Consider the following 17,665-nt stretch of genomic DNA (forward strand, 5'->3'; position numbering starts at 1 on the left):
TTATGGGTGGCCGGTGTGGGGGCGGGGTACGCAGCCCGGCGTCTGCGGGGTGCCGTCGCGCCCACCCGTGCCGCCCTGCGGCACGATTGCCCGCGGGGACGCGGGACCCGGGACCCGGAACCCGGGAGGGGTTATGCGGCTCGGGTGAACCAGTGGTGGCGGGGATGGCTTTCCGGCTCGGGGGTTCGGACGGCGGCTCGGCGGCGGTGGCGCAGGGCCTCCCGGGCCTGGCGTTCGTCGGCCGCCCGGCGGAGGAGGTCTTCGTGGTGGAGGCGGTGGAGGGCGTACTCGAACATCGTGGGGTTCCTTGGAGGAGGCGGTGGTCGGTGTCTTCACCTTCGTCTCCAAGGTGGGGTCGGCACATCGGGAGGGTGCCGTATCTTGTGGGCGCGGCGGGGCCTTAGACGGTGCTTAGTTGCTGGGCGACCAGGCCCGCCGCGCCGGCGACCGCGAGTGCCATGGCCGCCGTACGCGTGTGGCGGGCGTCGAGCCGGCGGGTCAGCGGGCCGGCGAGGAGCACGCCCGCGACGGCCGCCGGTGCGAGCAGCGCCGTGCGGTGCAGGGTGTGCGCCCCGACCGCGCCGGCCGCCGACAGCGCGACCAGGCTCATCAGTGAGCCCGCCAGGAAGAACGCGCTCATCGTGGCCCGCAGCCGGGGACCGCTGAGCCGCTGCCACACCATCGCCATCGGCGGGCCCCCGATGGAGGTGGCGGTGCCCATCACCCCGGACGCCATCCCGGCGAGGAACACCGAGGAGCGCCGCACGCGGGGCACGTATCCGGCCGCGCTCACCGCGACGCCGGTGAGCACCACGGCGGCGATGAGCAGTGCGAGGTACTTCGCCGGCAGCGTCACCACGAGCAGGGCTCCCGCGGCCGCGCCCGGGACCCGTCCGACGAGGGCCCAGCCGCAGCCGCGCAGATCCGCCGAGCCGCGTTCACGCACCAGGACCGCCGCCGTGACGCCGGCGGCGAGCAGCAGGACGACGGGCGGGGCCAGGGTGGGGTCGACCAGGGAGAACACCGGCGCGGCGATCATGCCGAGGCCGAAGCCGACGGACACCTGGAGCACCGCGCCGACGCCCACCGTGAGGGAGAGCAGGGCGAACTCCGTGCCGGTCATGCCCACGCAGACCGGGCCTCCAGGGGGAAGTGGCACAGGGCGGTGTGGTCGTCGCCCGCTCCCTCGGACGGGCGGACGACGAGCGGGGGTGCCTCGGTGGCGCACTTGTCCTCCGCGCGCCAGCAGCGGGTGCGGAAACGGCAGCCGGAGGGGATGTCGAAGGGTGAGGGGATCTCGCCCTTGAGCTGGATCTCCTGGTCGTGGGCGGCGCGGGAGGCGTCAAGGACCGGCGCGGCCGACATCAGCGCGGCGGTGTAGGGGTGCTGCGGCCGGTCGAAGACGTCCTCGGTCTCGCCGTGTTCGATGACCTTGCCGAGGTACATCACGGTCACGCGGTCGGCGATGTACCGCACCACGGACAGGTCGTGGGAGATGAAGACGTAGGCGACGCCGAGCCGGGACTGGAGTTCGGAGAGCACGTTGAGGACCTGGGCCTGCACGGACAGGTCGAGGGCGGAGACGGGTTCGTCGCAGACGATGAGGTCGGGGTCGAGGGCGAGCGCGCGGGCGATGCCGATGCGCTGGCGCTGTCCGCCGGAGAACTCGTTGGGGTAGCGGTGGGCGTCGCCGTCCCGCAGTCCGACCAGGGACAGCAGTTCGCGGATCCGCTTCTCGCGGGCCTTGGCGTCGGGGACGACGTCCGGGTGGGTGCGCCAGGGCTCGCTGATCAGATCGGCGGCCGACATACGGGCGTTGAGGGAGGCGAAGGGGTCCTGGAAGACCATCTGGACGCGGCGCCGCCAGTTGAGCAGCTCCTTGCCGCGCAGGGCGAACGGGTCGACACCGTCGTAGCGGACCGTGCCCGCGTCGGGGCGTTCCAGGCCGAGCAGGACCCGGGCGAGGGTGGACTTGCCGCAGCCGGACTCGCCGACGAGTCCGAGGGTCTCGCCCCGGCCGAGTCGTACGTCGACGCCGTCCAGGGCGGTCAGCCGGCGGCGTCCGCCGCCGAAGGACTTGGTGACGCCGCTGACTTCCAGCAGCGGCGGGTTCTCCCCGGCCGGGGCCCCGGGGGTCGCGGTGGCGGTGCGGGACTCAGTCACGGGCGAGCTCCTCGGAGAAGTGACAGGCGGCAGACCGTGCGTCGCCGGTGGCGCGCAGCACCGGCCGCTCCGTCACACAGCGCTCGCGCACCAGCGGGCAGCGGGCCTGGAAGACACAGCCGGACGGCACGGCGCTCAGTTCGGGCGGGCTGCCGGGGACGGCGGGCAGCGGCTGTCCGCGTTCGGCGTCCTCGGGGACGGAGTCGAGCAGTCCGCGGGTGTAGGGGTGGCGGGGCGCGGAGAACACCTCGCGCACGGTGCCCTGCTCGACGACCGTTCCGGCGTACATGACGGCGACGTCGTCGGCGCGCTGGGCGACCACGGCGAGGTCGTGGGTGATCAGTACGACGGCCATGTCCCGTTCGTCCTGGAGGTCCCGCAGCAGCCGCATGATCTGGGCCTGCACGGTGACGTCGAGGGCGGTGGTGGGTTCGTCGGCGATGAGGACGTCGGGGTCGAGGGCGACGGCCATCGCGATCAGCAGCCGCTGGCGCATGCCGCCGGAGAACTGGTGCGGGTACGACTTGGCCCGCTGCCTCGGCTCGGGGATGCCGACGCGGGTCATCAGCTCGATGGCCTTCTCCCGCGCCTCGCGCCGGGAGAGTCCGCGGTGGATGCGGAAGGGTTCGCCGATCTGCCGGCCCACCGGCTGCACCGGGTTGAGGGCGGTCAGGGCGTCCTGGAAGACGATCGACAGCACGGGTCCGGCGAGTTTGCGGCGCTCGGCCGCGCTCAGCCGCAGGGTGTCCTCGCCCCTGACCCGTACGGCGCCCCCGGTCACCTCGGCGGCGGGGTCGAGCAGTCCCACAACCGACAGCGCGGTCATCGACTTGCCGCAGCCGGACTCGCCGAGGAGGGCCAGGGTGCGGCCGCGGCGGACGCTGAAGCTGACGCCGTCCACGGCGCGCACGGTCCCGGAGGCGGTGCTCAGGTCGACGCAGAGCCCTTCGACGTCGAGGGCGGGGTCGGTGGCGGATGTGGTCGTCACGGGATCATCTCCGGGGGTACGGCGGCGGAGGCACCGCGGCGCTTGCGGGGCAGCGTCAGCCGCCAGCGCTGGGCGGGGTCGGTGGCGATGCGGGCCCAGGCGGCGAGGACCGTGGCGGACACGGTGGTGAGGACGATGGCCAGCCCGGGGAGCACGGTGATCCACCAGGCGGTCTGGAGGTACTGCCGGCCCTGGGCGACCATCAGGCCCCAGCTGACGTCCGGCGGCTGGATGCCGATGCCGAGGAAGCTCAGCGAGGACTCGGTGAGCATCACGAAGCAGAAGTCGAGGGTGGCGACGGTCAGCAGGGTGGGCAGGGCGATCGGCAGGATGTGCCGCTGGATGATGTGCCGGCTCGGGGTGCCGAAGGTGCGGGCCGCGTCGACGAACAGACGGCTTCTCAGCTCGGCCGCCTCCGCGCGGGAGGTGCGCAGATACACCGGGATACGGGCCACGGCGAGGATCAGCACGATGTTGAGCGCTGAGGGCGAGAGGACGTACAGCACGACGACGGCGATGAGCAGGGAGGGGAAGCTGAGGATGATGTCGGCGACGCGCATGGCGACGCTTTCCCGGCGGCCCCCGTGGTAGCCGGCCCACAGGCCGATCGCCGAGCCGATCACCAGGGAGCAGAGGACCGCGGGGACGGCCACGGACAGGGTCGTCGCCGCCGCGTCGATGAGCCGGGCCAGCACGCTGCGTCCGAGGACGTCGGTACCGAGCAGTCCGTAGAAGCCGTCGTCCAGGGAGGGGGCGCGCAGGGAGGCGTCGAGGTCCTGACGCTGGGCGTGGTCGCCGATGAACAGCCGGCCGAAGAGGGCGACCAGGACGACCAGGCTCAGGACGACGGCCGCGACGGCGGCGGCGCGGTCCCGGCCGAGCAGCAGCCACCAGCGGGGCGGGCCCTTGCGGGCGGGGGCGGTCTGCGGGCTGTCCTCGCGCCCGTCCGCGGCGGGGAGCTCTTCCGTGGTCATGATGCTTCCTTCGCTCACGCCGGCACCGCCTGACGCACTCGGGGGTCGGTCAGCGCATGGCAGACGTCGACGAGGATGTTCAGCGCGAAGATCGTTACGGCGGTCATCAGGACGGCCGCCTGGAGGACCGCGAAGTCGCGCTGGAGGATGGAGTCGATCATGAGCTTGCCGATGCCGGGCCAGCCGAAGATCGTCTCCACGATGACGGCACCGTTGACCAGGCCCACGGTCAGGTCACCGGCGACGGTGAGGACGGGGGTCACGGCGTTGCGCAGGGCGTGGCCGAAGATGACCCGGCGGGGTGTGGCGCCCTTGGCTCGGGCGATCTTGACGTAGGGCGCGGAGAGCGCGGCGACCATGCTGCCGCGCACCACCTGGACGAGCACGCCGAAGGGGCGGATCAGCAGGGTCGCGACGGGCAGGACCCAGACCTCGGGTCCGCCGAGGGTGCCGGAGGTGGGCAGCAGGTCGAGGCTGACGCCGAAGACGAGGACGCCCATGACGGCGAACCAGAAGTCGGGGATGCTGGCGGCCGTCATCGACAGCAGGCTGGCGACGCGGTCCATCAGGGAGTTGGGCCGGTAGGCGGCGAGGCTGCCGATCAGTACGGCCCCGCTGATCGCCAGGAGCATGGTGACGCCGGCGAGCTGGAGGGTGACGGGGAAGGCGTCGAGCACCATCTCGGTGGCGGACTGCCCGGTCCGCAGCGAGGTGCCGAAGTTCAGGTGGGCGGCGTCGACGAGGTAGTTCCACAGCTGGGCCGGGAGGGAGAGGTCGAAGCCCTGGGCGGCGGAGAACTCGGCGCGCTGTTCGGCGGTGGCGCTGAGCGGGAGGTAGAGGTCGACCGGGTTGCCGGTCATCCGGGCCAGGAAGAACACGCCCAGGACCACGCACACCAGGGGGACGGCGCTGGAGAGGATGCGTTTGCGCAGAAAGATGATCATCAGTGCTGTCCCGCCTTCGCCGGGCTGACCTCTGCCAGCCGCATCTCGTCGCCGGTGGCGGAGTTCGGCTCGTACCGGATGGACGGTGACAGGCCGAGCAGTCCGCTCATATGGGCCAGGTGGGCGTACTGCACGACCGACCTGTTCTGGTCCGCGAGCAGGTCGGCGAAGGCCTTCTGCCGCTGGTCGCCGGAGAGCGCGCCGGCGTCGGCGATGCGCCGGTCGAGCTCCTCGGTGCCGAAGGTGGACTGGGGGCCGTCGCTCAGCAGGTACTGGCTCGTGGTGAAGGCCGCGTCACCGGCCTGGTTGCCGTGCATGATCAGCAGGGCGATGGGCCCGACGTCCTCGGGCAGCGGCCGGAGCTGGTACTGGAGCTGGGTGGCGGTGTCCGCCATCCGGACCTTGACGTTCAGTCCGATCCGCTGCATCTGGTACTGGAGTGCCTCGGCCGTCTCGGACACCCCGGCGAACATGCCGTTGCGGGCGACGAGGGTGATCTGCCGGTCGACGGGTACGCCGTCGGCTTCGGCCTCGTCGATCAGGGCCTTGGCCTCCTTCACGTTCTGCGGGGTCGGTTCGATCTCCTCGTCGTGTCCGACCACTCCGGGCGGGACCAGTTGTCCGGCCGGTTCGGCGAGTCCGCCGAGCAGAGCGTCGATGATGCCGTCCCGGTCCACGGCCAGGTCGACGGCGCGGCGTACGCGGATGTCGTCGAGCGGGGCCTCGCGGCCGTCCAGCCGCAGCGCGGTGGTCTCGTTGTTGGGGAACGCGACCGTGGTGTCCTTCTCGGCCTCGACGGGGTCGAGCGCCACGGCGATCTCCGCCTCCCCCTTGTCGATCATGGCGGCGCGGACGCTGGCGTCGCTGCGCCAGACGTAGCGGGCGCGGGGGAAGTCGGGGGCGTCGCCCCAGTAGCCGTCGTAGCGGCTGAGGTTGATGGCCGCTCCGGGCTGCCAGGAGGCGACGGCGTAGGGGCCGGTGCCGACCGGGACACGGACCTTGGCGTCGGCGTTCGTGGTGCGCGGCACGATCTCCACGAAGCTCAGGCGCAGCGGCAGGATCGGGTCGGGCTGCTCGGTGGTTACGGTCAGCCGGGTGTCGCCCTCCGCCGTCACCTTCAGGTCCTCGTCGCCGAAGACATAGCCCTCGACGTTGCAGGCGAGGTCGGAGTTGACCGCCCGGTCGATGGAGAAGGCGGCGTCCTCGGCGGTGAAGGGCTCGCCGTTCTGGAAGGTGACCCCCTCGCGTATGTCGAAGGTCCAGGTGCGGTCGTCGCGCTGTTTCCAGCCGGTGGCGAGCAGGGGGTCCAGTTCGCCGGAGTCGGGGTCGCGTTCGACGAGGGGCTCGGTGATGTTGGACCGGACGACGACGCCGGTGCCGGTCAGCGAGGCCTCGCAGGGTTCCAGGGTCGGTGGTTCCTGGGTGAGCACCACGCGCAGGGTGCGGCCGTCGGCGCGGCCGGCGTCACCGGCGGCGCTGCCCGCCACGGCGCAGCCACTGGCCAGCAGCACCGTGCCCGCCAGGAGCGTCGCCGTGGTCGCGCGGTACCGCCGTCGCCCGGTGGGCGGGGTGGAGGAAACGGAGAACTTCATCGTCGGCCTGTCTCCGGTAGGTGCTGGTGTGTCGCGTTCCACGTACGTCGACTGCGAGAGGCTGTCTACACTTGCGTACTCGGTCCGCATCTGTGAACGCCGAAGCTAAACCGGCACCGTGGCAGCGTCAAGACATGCGCAGGAACGGATCCGTACGGCCCTGCCCGACCGGACACCTCGCCGACGCCCCCCCGAGCTCCCGGCAGCGGGCGGAGCGCCACATTCCGGTATGCGCCGAAGAACAGGAGAACACCATGGCCAGTCCCCGCACCACCCCCACCGTGCTGCAGGTGTCCCCGCTCCTCCCCGACCTGGAGCGGGCCCTCGCCGAACGCCATCGCACGGTGCGGCTGCACGAACTGTCCGACCCGGGACGCTTCCTGCGCGAGCAGGGCGGGGACGTGGTCGCCGCCGTGACCAGCGCGCGCTTCGGGGTCGGCGACGAACTGATGGACGCGCTGCCGCGACTGGGCGCGATCGTGCACTTCGGCGTCGGTTACGAGACCACGGACGTGGCCCGCGCCCGGGCACGCGGCATCGATGTGAGCAACACCCCGGACGTGCTCACCGACTGCGTGGCGGACCTTGCGGTCGGCGCGCTGATCGACGTCATGCGCCGGCTGTCGGCGGCCGACCGTTTCGTACGGGCCGGCGAGTGGAGCACCACGGCGTTTCCGCTGGCCACGCGGGTGAGCGGGAAGCGGGTCGGCATCCTCGGACTGGGCCGGATCGGCCGGGCGGTGGCGCGCCGGCTCGAGGGGTTCGGTGTGGAGGTGTCGTACTGCTCGCGCACGCCGGTGCCCGGTGTCGCGTACCGCCGTCTGCCGACCGTGCGGGAGCTGGCCGGGGCGTGCGACGCACTGGTCGTCACCGTCGCGGGAGGCGCGGGCACGGAGGGTCTGGTGGACGCGGCGGTGCTGGACGCCCTCGGCCCCGAGGGCCATCTGGTGAACGTCGCGCGCGGCAGTGTGGTGGACGAATTCGCGCTGGTCACAGCCGTCAGGGAGGGGCGGATCGCCGGAGCGGCGCTCGACGTCTTCGCCGACGAGCCGAACGTGCCGTCGGCGCTCCTGGAATCGGACCGGGTGGTCCTGCTCCCGCACATCGCCAGTGCCACCCGGGAGACCCGCGCGGCCATGGGCGATCTGGCGCTGCGCAATGTGGAACGGTTCCTCACCGAGGGGGTGCTGCTCACCCCCGTCCCGGGGTCCGCCCATTGACATCCCCCACCCGGCTGTCTACAAATGAGAACGCCGACTACATATGAGGATGGCATTCATGGTTCGGACCTCAGAGCGGATCGCCGCCGTCACCGTGACCCCCGTGGCCTTCCGGGACTACCCGCTGCTGAACACGGTCGGGGTGCACGAGCCCTACGCGCTGCGCACCATCGTGGAGATCACCACCGAGTCGGGTGTCAGCGGCCTCGGCGAGACGTACGGCGGCACGGTGCATCTGGAACGGCTGCGGCGGGCCGCCGACGCCCTGACCGGCATGGATGTCTGGAGCCTCAACGACCTGATCGCCCGCACCTCCCGCGCCCTCGGCGGCGACACCGGCGGCGGCGACGGCATGTCCGGCATGGTCACGGGCAGCAGCACCGTGGACCGGGTGATGTCCCCGTTCGACGTGGCCTGCCTGGACATCCAGGGCAAGCTGGTCGGCCGCCCGGTCAGTGATCTGCTGGGCGGGGCGGTGCGCGACTCGGTGCCGTACAGCGCGTACCTCTTCTACAAGTGGGCCGGCCATCCCGGCCAGGAGGACGACGACTGGGGCCCCGCCCTGGACCCGGCGGGGCTGGTCGAACAGGCCCGCCGCATGATCGGCACCTATGGCTTCACCTCCATCAAGCTCAAGGGCGGTGTCTTCCCTCCCGACGAGGAGATCGCCGCGATCAGGGCGCTGCGCAAGGCGTTCCCCGAACTCCCCCTGCGCCTCGACCCGAACGCGGCATGGAGTACGGAGACGTCACTGCGCGTCGCCCGGGAGCTGGACGGCGTCCTGCAGTATCTGGAGGACCCGACCGAGGGCATCGGGGGCATGGCCGCCGTGGCCCGCTCCACCTCGACCCCGCTGGCGACCAATATGTGCGTCGTCTCCTTCGACGACCTCGCCCCGGCGGTGTCCGAGGGCGCGGTGGGCATCGTCCTGTCCGACCATCACTTCTGGGGCGGACTGCGGCGCTGCGGACAGCTCGCCGCGATCTGCGAGACCTTCGGCCTGGGTCTGTCGATGCACTCCAACTCGCATCTCGGCGTCAGCCTCGCGGCCATGACCCATCTGGCCGCCGCGACCCCGCGGCTCACCTACGCCTGTGACACGCACTGGCCCTGGAAGAGGCCCGACGAGGACGTCGTCGATCCCGCGCCGCTGCGGTTCGGCGAGGGCCGGCTCGCCGTACCGACGGCTCCGGGTCTCGGTGTGGAACTGGACCGGGACGCCCTGGCGCGACTGCACCGGCAGTACCTCGACTGCGGACTGCGCGACCGCGACGACACCGGCTACATGCGCCGTTTCGAACCGTCCTTCCCGACCGAGACCCCCAGGTGGTGAGCGCCCGATGCGCGTCATGCTGAACCACCGCATCCTCGGCCGTTTCCACGACCGGCTCAAGGCGTCCACCCGGGGCGACCACGCATGGCTGGAGGCCTTCGACCTGGACGCCGCACAACTCTCCGAGGCCGTCGGTGACATCGACGTCTATGTCGGCTCGAAGCTGACCCCCGAGGACGCCCGGCGCGCGAAGCGCCTGCGGCTGGTCCACGTCGTGGGCGCCGGCTACGACGGCATCCCGCTGGACGCGCTCCACCCCGGGGTGACGGTCGCCACCACCCACCACCACGGCCGTTCCATCGCCGAGCATGTGCTGATGTCGGTCCTGATGCTCTCCCGCGACGTCCTGGGCGCCGACCGTGCCCTGCGCGCCGGGCGGTGGCGCAACGTGGCGGTCGACCCCGCGCTGCCGTTCGGGGCCACCCTGGAGGGCCGCCGGGTCGGCATCGTCGGCTTCGGCGAGACCGGCACCGAGGTCGCCCGGCTGTGCCAGGCCGTGGGCCTGCGCGTCCGTGCCGTACGACGCGACCCCACCGCCCCTTGCCCCACTGATCTGCGGCCCGACTGGATCGGCGGCGACGAACAGCTCCCGGACCTCCTCGCGAACTCCGACATCGTCGTGGTCACCGTCCCGCTCACCCCCGCCACCCGCGGACTGATCGGCCCCGCCGAACTGAAGGCCATGGGGCCGAAGGCGCTGCTGGTCAACGTCGCCCGCGGACCGGTCGTCCAGGAGGAGGCCCTGTACGAGGCGCTGAGTTCCGGCACGATCGCGGGCGCCGCGCTGGACGTGTGGTGGGCGGGACCGCCCGACGCGCCGAGCCGGCTGCCCTTCCGGGACCTGCCCAACGTACTGATGACCCCGCACCACTCGGGCCACACGGCCGACACCTTCGCCGCTCGCGCGAGAGAGATCGCCGCGAACATCGACCGGCTGGAGCGGGGGGACGCCCTCACCCACGTGGTGCGCGCTCCCTTCCCCGACCACTGACGACACTCCTCCCGTCCCTCACCCAGAGTAGGAAAGCACCCATGCTCGAAGGCGTTCTCTTCTTCCCCGTCACCCCGTTCACCGAGTCCGGTGACGTCGACCTCGACGCCCTGCGCCGGCACATCGCGGGCCGGGTCGACGCCGGCCCGGGCGGAGTGTTCGTCGCCTGCGGCACCGGCGAGTTCCACGCCCTGGACCACGAGGAGTACGGCGCGGTCGTCCGTACCGCCGTGGAGGCGGTGGGCGGGCGCGTCCCGGTGTTCGCGGGGGCCGGCGGCGCGCTCGGCCAGGCCCGCCGGCTGGCGCGGGCGGCCGCGGAGGCGGGTGCGGACGGTCTGCTGCTGATGCCGCCCTACCTGGTCGAGTCCACCGCCGAGGGCCTCGTCGCCTACACGCGTGAGGTGGCCGGCGAGACCGGGCTGCCGCTGATCGTCTACAACCGGGCGAACGCGCGCTTCGACGAGCGCTCCGCGGCGGCGATCGCCCAGCTGCCCACGGTCGTCGGCTTCAAGGACGGCACCGGCGACCTCGACCTCCTCGCGCGGATCATCCCCGCCGTGAACGAGGCGCTCGACGGGACCGGCAAGGAGTTCCAGTTCTTCAACGGCATGCCCACCGCCGAGGCGAGCCAGCCCGCCTACCGGGCGCTCGGGGTGGAGCTGTACTCGTCGGCCGCCTTCGCGTTCGCGCCCGACGTCTCCCTCGCCTTCCACCGCGCGGTGCAGGCGGGCGACCAGAAGCGGATCGACGCGCTGCAGCGCACCTTCTTCCACCCCCTGGTCCGGCTGCGCAAGCGGGTTCCCGGGTACGCGGTGTCGCTGGTGAAGGCCGGGGTCACCCTGGAGGGCCTGGACGCCGGACCGGTCCGCCCGCCGCTGACGCCGCTCACCGCGCCGGAGACCGAGGAGCTGGCGGCCATCCTCGCGGAGGCACGCGCGGTACTGGCCTCCTGACGCACGCGTGAGGGGGGTCCCGGGCGGGACCCCCCTCACGCGGGTGCGGATCAGCCGGTGGCCGGCAGTCCCAGCAGTACGTCGGTGTATTTGAGGACCGCCAGCAGCAGCCCGACGACGCCGAGCGACACCCCCGCCCAGGCGACCGACCTGATCCAGGGCGCCTGGACCGTCCGGCCGGGCGTCCCGAAGGCGGGCCGCGCCAGCACCACCACGCCGGCGATCAGCGCGGTCAGCGCGAACAGGCCGCCCCACAGGGCGCTGGTCTGCCAGGCGTCGCCGTACACCTCCTTGACCTGGGTGGCGACACCGGCGTCGGCGGCCGTCTCCAGCTGGCCGACGAGGGTCTCGCGGGCGGCGGCCACGGTGCCGACCCAGCTCCCGGTGAGCGAGACGAGGCCGAGGGCGACGGAGACCACGGCGGCGGCACCCTGCCCGACACCGGAAGGGGTCTCCTCCTCGGTCCCGGAGTCGTCGGGACCGTCCTGTGCGGCGTCCGGCGTCGTATCGGGCTCGGCCCCTGCCTCGGTCCCGGTGACGTCCACCGCTGTCTCGTCGTGCTCGGTTCCGGCTTCGTCCACTGTCTTGGTTCCCATGCCCGGCACCGTACGGACGTCGTCTGAGAGTCCGCTTAATGATCGTCGTGCGCGCGCCACTCCGGGGCCAGCACCGACCACACCTCCAGGTCATGGCGTACGCCGTGATGGAGCTGGGCCTCCCGGCGCACCCCGTCCCGGGTCATGCCGAGCCGGCGGGCGACGGCGATGCTCTTCACGTTCCCGGCCGCCGCGACCCATTCGACCCGGTGGATGCCGCGCTGCTCGATCGCCCAGTCGATGAGGATCCGCATCGCGCGGGTGATGAGCCCGCGCCCGGTGGCGGCGGGCTCCAGCCAGCAGCCGACCTCGCAGTTTCCGCCCGCGGCGTCGAAGTTCAGGGTGAGCACCCCGCCGAGGAGCGTGCCGTCCAGCCAGATCCCGTGCAGCGAGGCCGTGTCCGCGGCGCGCCAGTCGGCGTACCGCTGGAGCACCTCCCGGGCACCGGCCACGTCCGTGGCCCGGGATCCGAAGGGGACGTACTGGTTGATGAACTCCCGGCCCCGGTCCAGATGGGCCAGGTACTCCTCCGCGTGCCAGGGCTCCAGCGGGCGCAGTTCCGCTCCGTCGTCACCCAGTCGTATCGCGTACATCCCGCTGCTGCTCCTCTTCGGCCAGCACGTCCGCCACGCCGGCGTCCGTGGCGGCGGCCAGCCTCTCATGGGCGGCACGGGCCTCGGGCGGCTCGATGCTGATCCGGGGCAGGATCCGGTCCAGCCAGCCCGGCAGCCACCAGTTGGCTCTGCCGAGGAGGTGCATCAACGCGGGCACGAGCAGGGTGCGCAGGACGAAGGCGTCGAGGGCGACGGCAGCGGCGAGCGCGATGCCGAACATGGCGATCACACGGTCGCCGCTGAGGACGAAGGCGAGGAAGACCGAGATCATGATCACGGCGGCCGAGTTGATCACCCGGCCGGTCTCCGCGAGGCCGACCCGGACGGACCGCCGGTTGTCGCCGGTCTCGAGCCATTCCTCGTACATCCGGCTGACCAGGAAGACCTGGTAGTCCATGGAGAGCCCGAAGAGGACCGACACCATGATCACGGGCAGGAAGGGTTCGATGGGGCCCGCGCTGCCGAGGCCGAGCAGTTCGCTGCCCCAGCCCCACTGGAAGATCGCGACGACGACACCGAAGGCGGCGGCGACGGCGGCCACGTTCATCGCGGCGGCCTTGAGCGGTATGCCGATGGAGCGGAAGGCCAGCAGGAGCAGCAGACAGCCCAGCCCGATCACCACACCGACGAACAGCGGCAGCTTCTGCACGATGACGTCGGCGAAGTCGTCGTATCCCGCCGTGACGCCGCCGACGTGCACATCGAGCGAGGTGCCCGACTCCGCCCGCGGCAGTACGTCGTCACGCAGCCGGTCGACGAGGTCACTGGTCTGCTTCGACTGCGGCGACGACTCCGGTACGACGGTGAGGTACGCGGTGTCGCCCCCGGCGCCGTAGGTCGCGGGCGACACCGACGCGACGCCCTCGGTGCCGCGCAGGGTGGCGTCGAGGTTGTCCAGGGCGAGCCGGTCCCCGGCTCCGTCGACGTGGGTGACCAGGGTGAGGGGGCCGTTCACCCCGGGGCCGAAGCCGTCGGCGAGGAGGTCGTAGGCCTGGCGTGTGGTGGACCCCTTGGGGTCGTTGCCCTGGTCGGAGGTGCCGAGGTGGAGGGAGAGGGTGGGCAGCGCGAGGACGGCCATGACGACGACCGCGACGGCGCCGAGCAGCTTGGGGTGGCGTTCGACGAACGCCGACCAGCGGGCGGCGAGCCCGGTCGGCAGCTCCGGCTCCGGTCCGTGCTCGACCAGTCGGCGCCGCTCCCGGCGGCTGAGCGCGCGCATGCCGATGAACGACAGCAGGGCGGGCAGCAGCGTGACGGAGGCGGCGACGGTCAGGACGACGGTGAGCGAGGCGGCGACGGCGACGCCGTTGAGGAAGTTCAGCCGCAGGATGAGCATGCCCAGCAGGGCGATGCAGACGGTGGCGCCCGCGAAGACGACCGCCCGTCCGGTGGTGGCGACGGCGTTGACGGCGGCCTCGGTGACGCTCAGGCCGCGTTTCAGTCCGCGCCGGTGCCGGGTCACGATGAACAGGGCGTAGTCGATGCCGACGCCGAGCCCGATCAGCATGCCGAGCATGGGCGCGAAGTCGGCGACGGTCATGACGTGTCCGAGCAGCACAATACCGGCGTAGGCCGTGCCGACGCCGACCAGGGCGGTGGCGATGGGCAACAGGGACGCGGCGAACGAGCCGAAGGCGAGGAACAGGACGACGGCGGCGACCAGCACACCGACGATCTCGGCCGTGTGTCCGCCGGCGGACTCGCTGAGCTCGACGGCGCTGCCGCTCAGCTCGACCTCGAGTCCGTCGGTCTCGGCGGCCTTGGCCGTCTTCACCACCTCGGCGGCCTGGTCCGCGTCGATGTCCTTGGACTGGGCGTCGAAGGTGACCGTGGCGTAGGCGGTGAGGCCGTCCGCGCTGACCCGGCCGGCGCCGTGATCGTCGTACGGGCCGCTGACCACGGCGACGCCGGGCAGCTCCTCGATTCGGTCCAGGGTGCGGGTCATGCTCTGCTCGACGCCGCTGTCCCGGACGCTGCCGGACGTGGTGTGCCAGACCACGTTGTCGCTGTCGCCGCCGAGATCCGGGAAGCCCTCCTTCAGCAGCTCGGTGGCCCGCCCCGACTCGGTGCCGGGCACCTTGTAGTCGTTCGAGTAGGCGGAGCCGGCGAGGAACGCGCCGGCGGATATCCCGATGAGCGCCAGAAGCCAGAGCAGAACGGTGAAGGGACGGCGTTGGACACACCAGCGAGCGAGGGCTGCCACGAATGTGCTCCCGTAGTGACTCGGTGTGGATCTTTGACCGGGAACAGTCGAGGGTGACCGAACAGCCCGCAAAGAACGCATGAGCAAGGCACTGACACTGTTGCAGGCATGTCTGATCGTTTGTCGCTTTCGTGGCGTTCTTCACACCGCCTCGACCAGCGGTTCCGCTCAGTCGAACTGGTCCCCCAGCGCCATGGTCATGAGCCCCGCGATCAGCAGCCACAGGGCTCTGCGGGTACGGCCCCGGGAGCCCAGCACCGCGGCGAGGGCACAGACGGCGGCGCCACAGGCGTACGCGACGGGGACGAGGACCGGCGCGGAGCCGGCGAGACGCAGTACGGCGGCGGCCGCACCGGCGAGGGCGAGCACGCTGCCGGCCCCGAGAGCGGTCCACCGGGCCCGCCGCACATCGTGCTCGACGTCGTCGGCGTCTTCGCCCTCGTCGGCGTCGGCGGCTGCTGCGGCGGCGTCGGCATCCACCCGCTCGTCCAGGGGCGGATCGTCGGAATCGGCGCGTCCACTCATGTGGCGCGAGCGTAGCGCCCCACCACCGGAAACCCGGATGCGGGGGTGCGGGGCCGGCTGCTAGCGTCCGTCGGTCCGACCTCCCACGGCAGTCCGCCGCCGGCCGAAGCAGGTGCTTTGATGCTTGTCCGCCCGATCTCCGACGAGACCCTCATCCTCATCACGGCCCCAAGGAGCCCGTTCACCGATGTCGGACATCACATCGAACACCCCGCACGACGACCTCACTAGCCGCCTCACCCTGCCCCGGTACCCCCGCAGCAGCGCCTACGACGCCCGCTGGACCATCGAGAACGGGATGGGCCCGCACGCGCTGTGGCTGCTGGAGTGGCTCGCCCCGGCCCTCGGCCTCGACACCCTGCGCCCCGGCGCGCGCGTGCTCGACCTGGGCTGCGGCCGCGCCATGACCTCGGTCTTCCTGGCCCGGGAGTACGACGTCCAGGTCACCGCGGCCGACCTGTGGATCGAGCCGGACGACAACGCGCGCCGTATCGCCGAGGCGGGCGTCGGCGACCGGGTGTTCCCGGTCCACGCCGAGGCCCACGACCTGCCCTTCGGACAGGAGAGCTTCGACGCGATCGTCTCGATCGACGCGTACCAGTACTTCGGCACCGACGACCTCTACCTGCCGACACTGACCCGGCTGCTGAAGCCCGGCGGGCGGATCGGAGTCGTCGTCCCTTCGATGCCCGAGGAGATCGAGGGCAGCGAGCCGCCGGAGCACATGAAGCCGTACTGGGACCCGGCGTTCTGGTGCTTCCACAGCCCCGCCTGGTGGCGCCGCCACTGGACCCGCAGCGGCGCCGTGGAGGTGGAGACGGCGGACTGGCTGGAGGACGGCTGGCGGGAGTGGCTGCTCTGGTGCGACGTGGTCGCCGAGGAGAGCGTGGAGGAGTTCCACGTACGGATGAGCCGGGAGAGCGCGCGGATGCTGCGCACGGACCGGGGCCGCACGCTGGGCTTCACACGAGTGGTGGCCCGCCGCGCCTGACCGCATGAAGGAGGGGGCGCACCGAGCCGGTGCGCCCCCTCCCCCGCTTTCTGCGATCAGCCCTCGGCGACGCCGAGCTTCTCCAGGATCAGCTCCTTCACGCGGGCGGCGTCCGCCTGTCCGCGCGTGGCCTTCATGACGGCGCCGACCAGCGCGCCCGCGGCGGCGACCTTGCCACCGCGGATCTTGTCCGCGATGCCCGGGTTGCCGGCGATGGCCTCGTCGACGGCGGTGCCCAGGGCACCCTCGTCGGAGACGACCTTCAGACCGCGCTTGTCGACGACCTCGTCCGGTGTGCCCTCACCGGCGAGGACGCCCTCGATGACCTGGCGGGCCAGCTTGTCGTTCAGATCGCCCTTGACGACCAGCTCGGCGATCCGCGCGACCTGCTCCGGGGTGATCGCCAGGTCGTCCAGCGCCGTGCCGGACTCGTTGGCGGCGCGGGCCAGCTCGCCCATCCACCACTTGCGGGCGGAGGCCGCGTCGGCACCGGCGTCGATCGTGGCGACGATCGGGTCCAGCGCCCCGGCGTTGAGGATGGACTGCATGTCGGTGCCGGAGATCCCCCACTCCTCGCGGAGCCGGTTGCGGCGCACCAGCGGCAGCTCGGGCAGGGCGGAACGGATCTCCTCGACCCACTCGCGCGAGGGCGCCACGGGCACCAGGTCGGGCTCCGGGAAGTACCGGTAGTCCTCGGCCTCCTCCTTCACGCGGCCCGAGGTCGTGGACCCCGTGTCCTCGTGGAAGTGCCGGGTCTCCTGGATGATCGTGCCGCCGGCGTCCAGCACGGCCGCGTGCCGCTGGATCTCGAAGCGGGCGGCGCGCTCGACGGACCGCAGCGAGTTGACGTTCTTGGTCTCGCTGCGGGTGCCGAACTCCTCCCGGCCGTGCGGGCGCAGCGACAGGTTCACGTCGCAGCGCATCTGGCCCATCTCCATGCGGGCCTCGGACACGCCGAGCGCCCTGATGAGCTCGCGCAGCTCACGGACGTAGGCCCGCGCGACCTCGGGGGCTCGTTCGCCCGCTCCCTCGATCGGCTTGGTGACGATCTCGATGAGCGGGATGCCGGCCCGGTTGTAGTCCAGCAGCGAGTGGGACGCGCCGTGGATACGGCCGGTGGCACCGCCGACGTGCGTCGACTTGCCGGTGTCCTCCTCCATGTGGGCGCGCTCGATCTCCACGCGGAAGGTCTCGCCGTCCTCCAGCTGTACGTCGAGGTAGCCGTTGAAGGCGATCGGCTCGTCGTACTGGGAGGTCTGGAAGTTCTTCGGCATGTCCGGATAGAAGTAGTTCTTCCGGGCGAAGCGGCACCACTCGGCGATCTCGCAGTTCAGCGCGAGACCGATCCTGATCGCCGACTCGACGCCGATCGCGTTGACGACCGGGAGCGCGCCGGGCATGCCGAGGCAGACGGGGCAGGTCTGGGTGTTCGGGTCGGCACCGAGCGCGGTGGAACAGCCGCAGAACATCTTGGTGCGGGTGCCGAGTTCGACATGGACCTCGAGGCCCATGACGGGGTCGTACGACGCGAGTGCGTCCTCGTACGACACCAGGTCAGTCGTGGTGGTCACGGTGAAA

17 protein-coding genes are annotated in these 17,665 nt (G+C 71.8%); 5 read left to right on the plus strand and 12 right to left on the minus strand.

The window, feature by feature from the left end; all coding sequences use genetic code 11:
* Nucleotides 1-131: 131 nt before the first annotated feature.
* The 7 genes from ACGFR9_RS25910 to ACGFR9_RS25940 form a co-directional block, all read right to left on the minus strand.
* Nucleotides 132-296, minus strand: a complete 165-nt coding sequence (locus ACGFR9_RS25910) for a hypothetical protein (protein WP_393212605.1) — start codon at nucleotides 294-296, stop codon at nucleotides 132-134.
* Nucleotides 297-400: 104 nt separating this feature from the next.
* On the minus strand, nucleotides 401-1,123 hold the full coding sequence (locus ACGFR9_RS25915) for a TSUP family transporter (protein WP_393212607.1): 723 nt from the start codon (nucleotides 1,121-1,123) through the stop codon (nucleotides 401-403).
* Nucleotides 1,120-2,163 (minus strand): ABC transporter ATP-binding protein, encoded by a 1,044-nt coding sequence (locus ACGFR9_RS25920; protein WP_393212609.1) that lies wholly within the window; start codon nucleotides 2,161-2,163, stop codon nucleotides 1,120-1,122. The genes ACGFR9_RS25915 and ACGFR9_RS25920 overlap by 4 nt, the downstream gene beginning before the upstream one ends.
* Nucleotides 2,156-3,151, minus strand: coding sequence for an ABC transporter ATP-binding protein (locus ACGFR9_RS25925; protein WP_393212611.1), 996 nt, complete (start codon nucleotides 3,149-3,151; stop codon nucleotides 2,156-2,158). Before ACGFR9_RS25925 ends, ACGFR9_RS25920 begins: the two co-directional genes overlap by 8 nt.
* Nucleotides 3,148-4,125, minus strand: coding sequence for an ABC transporter permease (locus tag ACGFR9_RS25930; protein ID WP_393212613.1), 978 nt, complete (start codon nucleotides 4,123-4,125; stop codon nucleotides 3,148-3,150). Before ACGFR9_RS25930 ends, ACGFR9_RS25925 begins: the two co-directional genes overlap by 4 nt.
* 14 nt (nucleotides 4,126-4,139) lie before the next feature.
* Entirely contained in the window at nucleotides 4,140-5,069 is a 930-nt protein-coding gene (locus ACGFR9_RS25935; RefSeq protein WP_393212615.1) for an ABC transporter permease, read from the minus strand.
* Nucleotides 5,069-6,661 (minus strand): ABC transporter substrate-binding protein, encoded by a 1,593-nt coding sequence (locus ACGFR9_RS25940; RefSeq protein WP_393212617.1) that lies wholly within the window; start codon nucleotides 6,659-6,661, stop codon nucleotides 5,069-5,071. The genes ACGFR9_RS25935 and ACGFR9_RS25940 overlap by 1 nt, the downstream gene beginning before the upstream one ends.
* A 254-nt stretch (nucleotides 6,662-6,915) precedes the next feature.
* Here ACGFR9_RS25940 and ACGFR9_RS25945 point away from each other — a divergent pair, with 254 nt between their 5' ends.
* Genes ACGFR9_RS25945 through ACGFR9_RS25960 form a run of 4 tightly spaced genes read left to right on the plus strand, consistent with a single transcriptional unit; the run spans nucleotide 6,916 to nucleotide 11,158 of the window.
* Nucleotides 6,916-7,881 carry a 2-hydroxyacid dehydrogenase gene (locus ACGFR9_RS25945; protein WP_393212619.1) on the plus strand — a complete coding sequence of 322 codons (966 nt, stop codon included), beginning with the start codon at nucleotides 6,916-6,918 and terminating at the stop codon, nucleotides 7,879-7,881.
* A gap of 58 nt (nucleotides 7,882-7,939) precedes the next feature.
* The gene (locus tag ACGFR9_RS25950) at nucleotides 7,940-9,214 is read left to right on the plus strand and encodes a glucarate dehydratase family protein (RefSeq protein WP_393212621.1); all 1,275 of its coding nucleotides are present in this window, start codon (nucleotides 7,940-7,942) and stop codon (nucleotides 9,212-9,214) included.
* 7 nt (nucleotides 9,215-9,221) lie between these two features.
* Nucleotides 9,222-10,205, plus strand: a complete 984-nt coding sequence (locus ACGFR9_RS25955) for a 2-hydroxyacid dehydrogenase (protein WP_393212623.1) — start codon at nucleotides 9,222-9,224, stop codon at nucleotides 10,203-10,205.
* Nucleotides 10,202-11,158: a 5-dehydro-4-deoxyglucarate dehydratase gene (locus tag ACGFR9_RS25960; RefSeq protein WP_393212685.1), complete on the plus strand. Its 957-nt coding sequence runs from the start codon at nucleotides 10,202-10,204 to the stop codon at nucleotides 11,156-11,158. Before ACGFR9_RS25955 ends, ACGFR9_RS25960 begins: the two co-directional genes overlap by 4 nt.
* Nucleotides 11,159-11,208: 50 nt before the next feature.
* On the opposite strand, the gene ACGFR9_RS25965 is transcribed toward ACGFR9_RS25960, so the two are convergent.
* The 4 genes from ACGFR9_RS25965 to ACGFR9_RS25980 form a co-directional block, all read right to left on the minus strand.
* Nucleotides 11,209-11,754 carry a hypothetical protein gene (locus tag ACGFR9_RS25965; protein WP_393212625.1) on the minus strand — a complete coding sequence of 182 codons (546 nt, stop codon included), beginning with the start codon at nucleotides 11,752-11,754 and terminating at the stop codon, nucleotides 11,209-11,211.
* A 35-nt stretch (nucleotides 11,755-11,789) separates the two neighbouring features.
* Nucleotides 11,790-12,347, minus strand: a complete 558-nt coding sequence (locus tag ACGFR9_RS25970; RefSeq protein ID WP_393212627.1) for a GNAT family N-acetyltransferase — start codon at nucleotides 12,345-12,347, stop codon at nucleotides 11,790-11,792.
* Nucleotides 12,325-14,571 carry an MMPL family transporter gene (locus ACGFR9_RS25975; RefSeq protein WP_393212629.1) on the minus strand — a complete coding sequence of 749 codons (2,247 nt, stop codon included), beginning with the start codon at nucleotides 14,569-14,571 and terminating at the stop codon, nucleotides 12,325-12,327. Before ACGFR9_RS25975 ends, ACGFR9_RS25970 begins: the two co-directional genes overlap by 23 nt.
* A 168-nt stretch (nucleotides 14,572-14,739) precedes the next feature.
* Entirely contained in the window at nucleotides 14,740-15,096 is a 357-nt protein-coding gene (locus ACGFR9_RS25980; RefSeq protein WP_393212631.1) for a hypothetical protein, read from the minus strand.
* Between the two features lie 187 nt (nucleotides 15,097-15,283).
* Here ACGFR9_RS25980 and ACGFR9_RS25985 point away from each other — a divergent pair, with 187 nt between their 5' ends.
* The gene (locus ACGFR9_RS25985) at nucleotides 15,284-16,087 is read left to right on the plus strand and encodes an SAM-dependent methyltransferase (RefSeq protein ID WP_393212633.1); all 804 of its coding nucleotides are present in this window, start codon (nucleotides 15,284-15,286) and stop codon (nucleotides 16,085-16,087) included.
* Nucleotides 16,088-16,143: 56 nt separating this feature from the next.
* Here ACGFR9_RS25985 and gatB read toward each other — a convergent pair whose 3' ends face one another.
* Nucleotides 16,144-17,658, minus strand: coding sequence for an Asp-tRNA(Asn)/Glu-tRNA(Gln) amidotransferase subunit GatB (gene gatB, locus ACGFR9_RS25990; protein ID WP_393212635.1), 1,515 nt, complete (start codon nucleotides 17,656-17,658; stop codon nucleotides 16,144-16,146).
* Nucleotides 17,659-17,665 lie beyond the last annotated feature (7 nt).

The sequence above is a fragment of the Streptomyces sp. NPDC048584 genome, from assembly GCF_043199595.1.
In the GTDB taxonomy this organism is placed as follows: Bacteria; Actinomycetota; Actinomycetes; order Streptomycetales; family Streptomycetaceae; genus Streptomyces; species Streptomyces edwardsiae.

What these genes read in the sequence shown, in the direction of transcription:
- ACGFR9_RS25950 (WP_393212621.1), top strand. Translation starts at nt 7,940, where the DNA reads ATGGTTCGGACCTCAGAGCGGATCGCCGCCGTCACCGTGACCCCCGTG.
- ACGFR9_RS25935 (WP_393212615.1), bottom strand. Translation starts at nt 5,069, where the DNA reads ATGATCATCTTTCTGCGCAAACGCATCCTCTCCAGCGCCGTCCCCCTG.
- ACGFR9_RS25965 (WP_393212625.1), bottom strand. Translation starts at nt 11,754, where the DNA reads ATGGGAACCAAGACAGTGGACGAAGCCGGAACCGAGCACGACGAGACA.
- ACGFR9_RS25955 (WP_393212623.1), top strand. Translation starts at nt 9,222, where the DNA reads ATGCGCGTCATGCTGAACCACCGCATCCTCGGCCGTTTCCACGACCGG.
- ACGFR9_RS25980 (WP_393212631.1), bottom strand. Translation starts at nt 15,096, where the DNA reads ATGAGTGGACGCGCCGATTCCGACGATCCGCCCCTGGACGAGCGGGTG.
- ACGFR9_RS25970 (WP_393212627.1), bottom strand. Translation starts at nt 12,347, where the DNA reads ATGTACGCGATACGACTGGGTGACGACGGAGCGGAACTGCGCCCGCTG.
- ACGFR9_RS25945 (WP_393212619.1), top strand. Translation starts at nt 6,916, where the DNA reads ATGGCCAGTCCCCGCACCACCCCCACCGTGCTGCAGGTGTCCCCGCTC.
- ACGFR9_RS25940 (WP_393212617.1), bottom strand. Translation starts at nt 6,661, where the DNA reads ATGAAGTTCTCCGTTTCCTCCACCCCGCCCACCGGGCGACGGCGGTAC.
- ACGFR9_RS25915 (WP_393212607.1), bottom strand. Translation starts at nt 1,123, where the DNA reads ATGACCGGCACGGAGTTCGCCCTGCTCTCCCTCACGGTGGGCGTCGGC.
- ACGFR9_RS25910 (WP_393212605.1), bottom strand. Translation starts at nt 296, where the DNA reads ATGTTCGAGTACGCCCTCCACCGCCTCCACCACGAAGACCTCCTCCGC.
- ACGFR9_RS25930 (WP_393212613.1), bottom strand. Translation starts at nt 4,125, where the DNA reads ATGACCACGGAAGAGCTCCCCGCCGCGGACGGGCGCGAGGACAGCCCG.
- ACGFR9_RS25985 (WP_393212633.1), top strand. Translation starts at nt 15,284, where the DNA reads ATGTCGGACATCACATCGAACACCCCGCACGACGACCTCACTAGCCGC.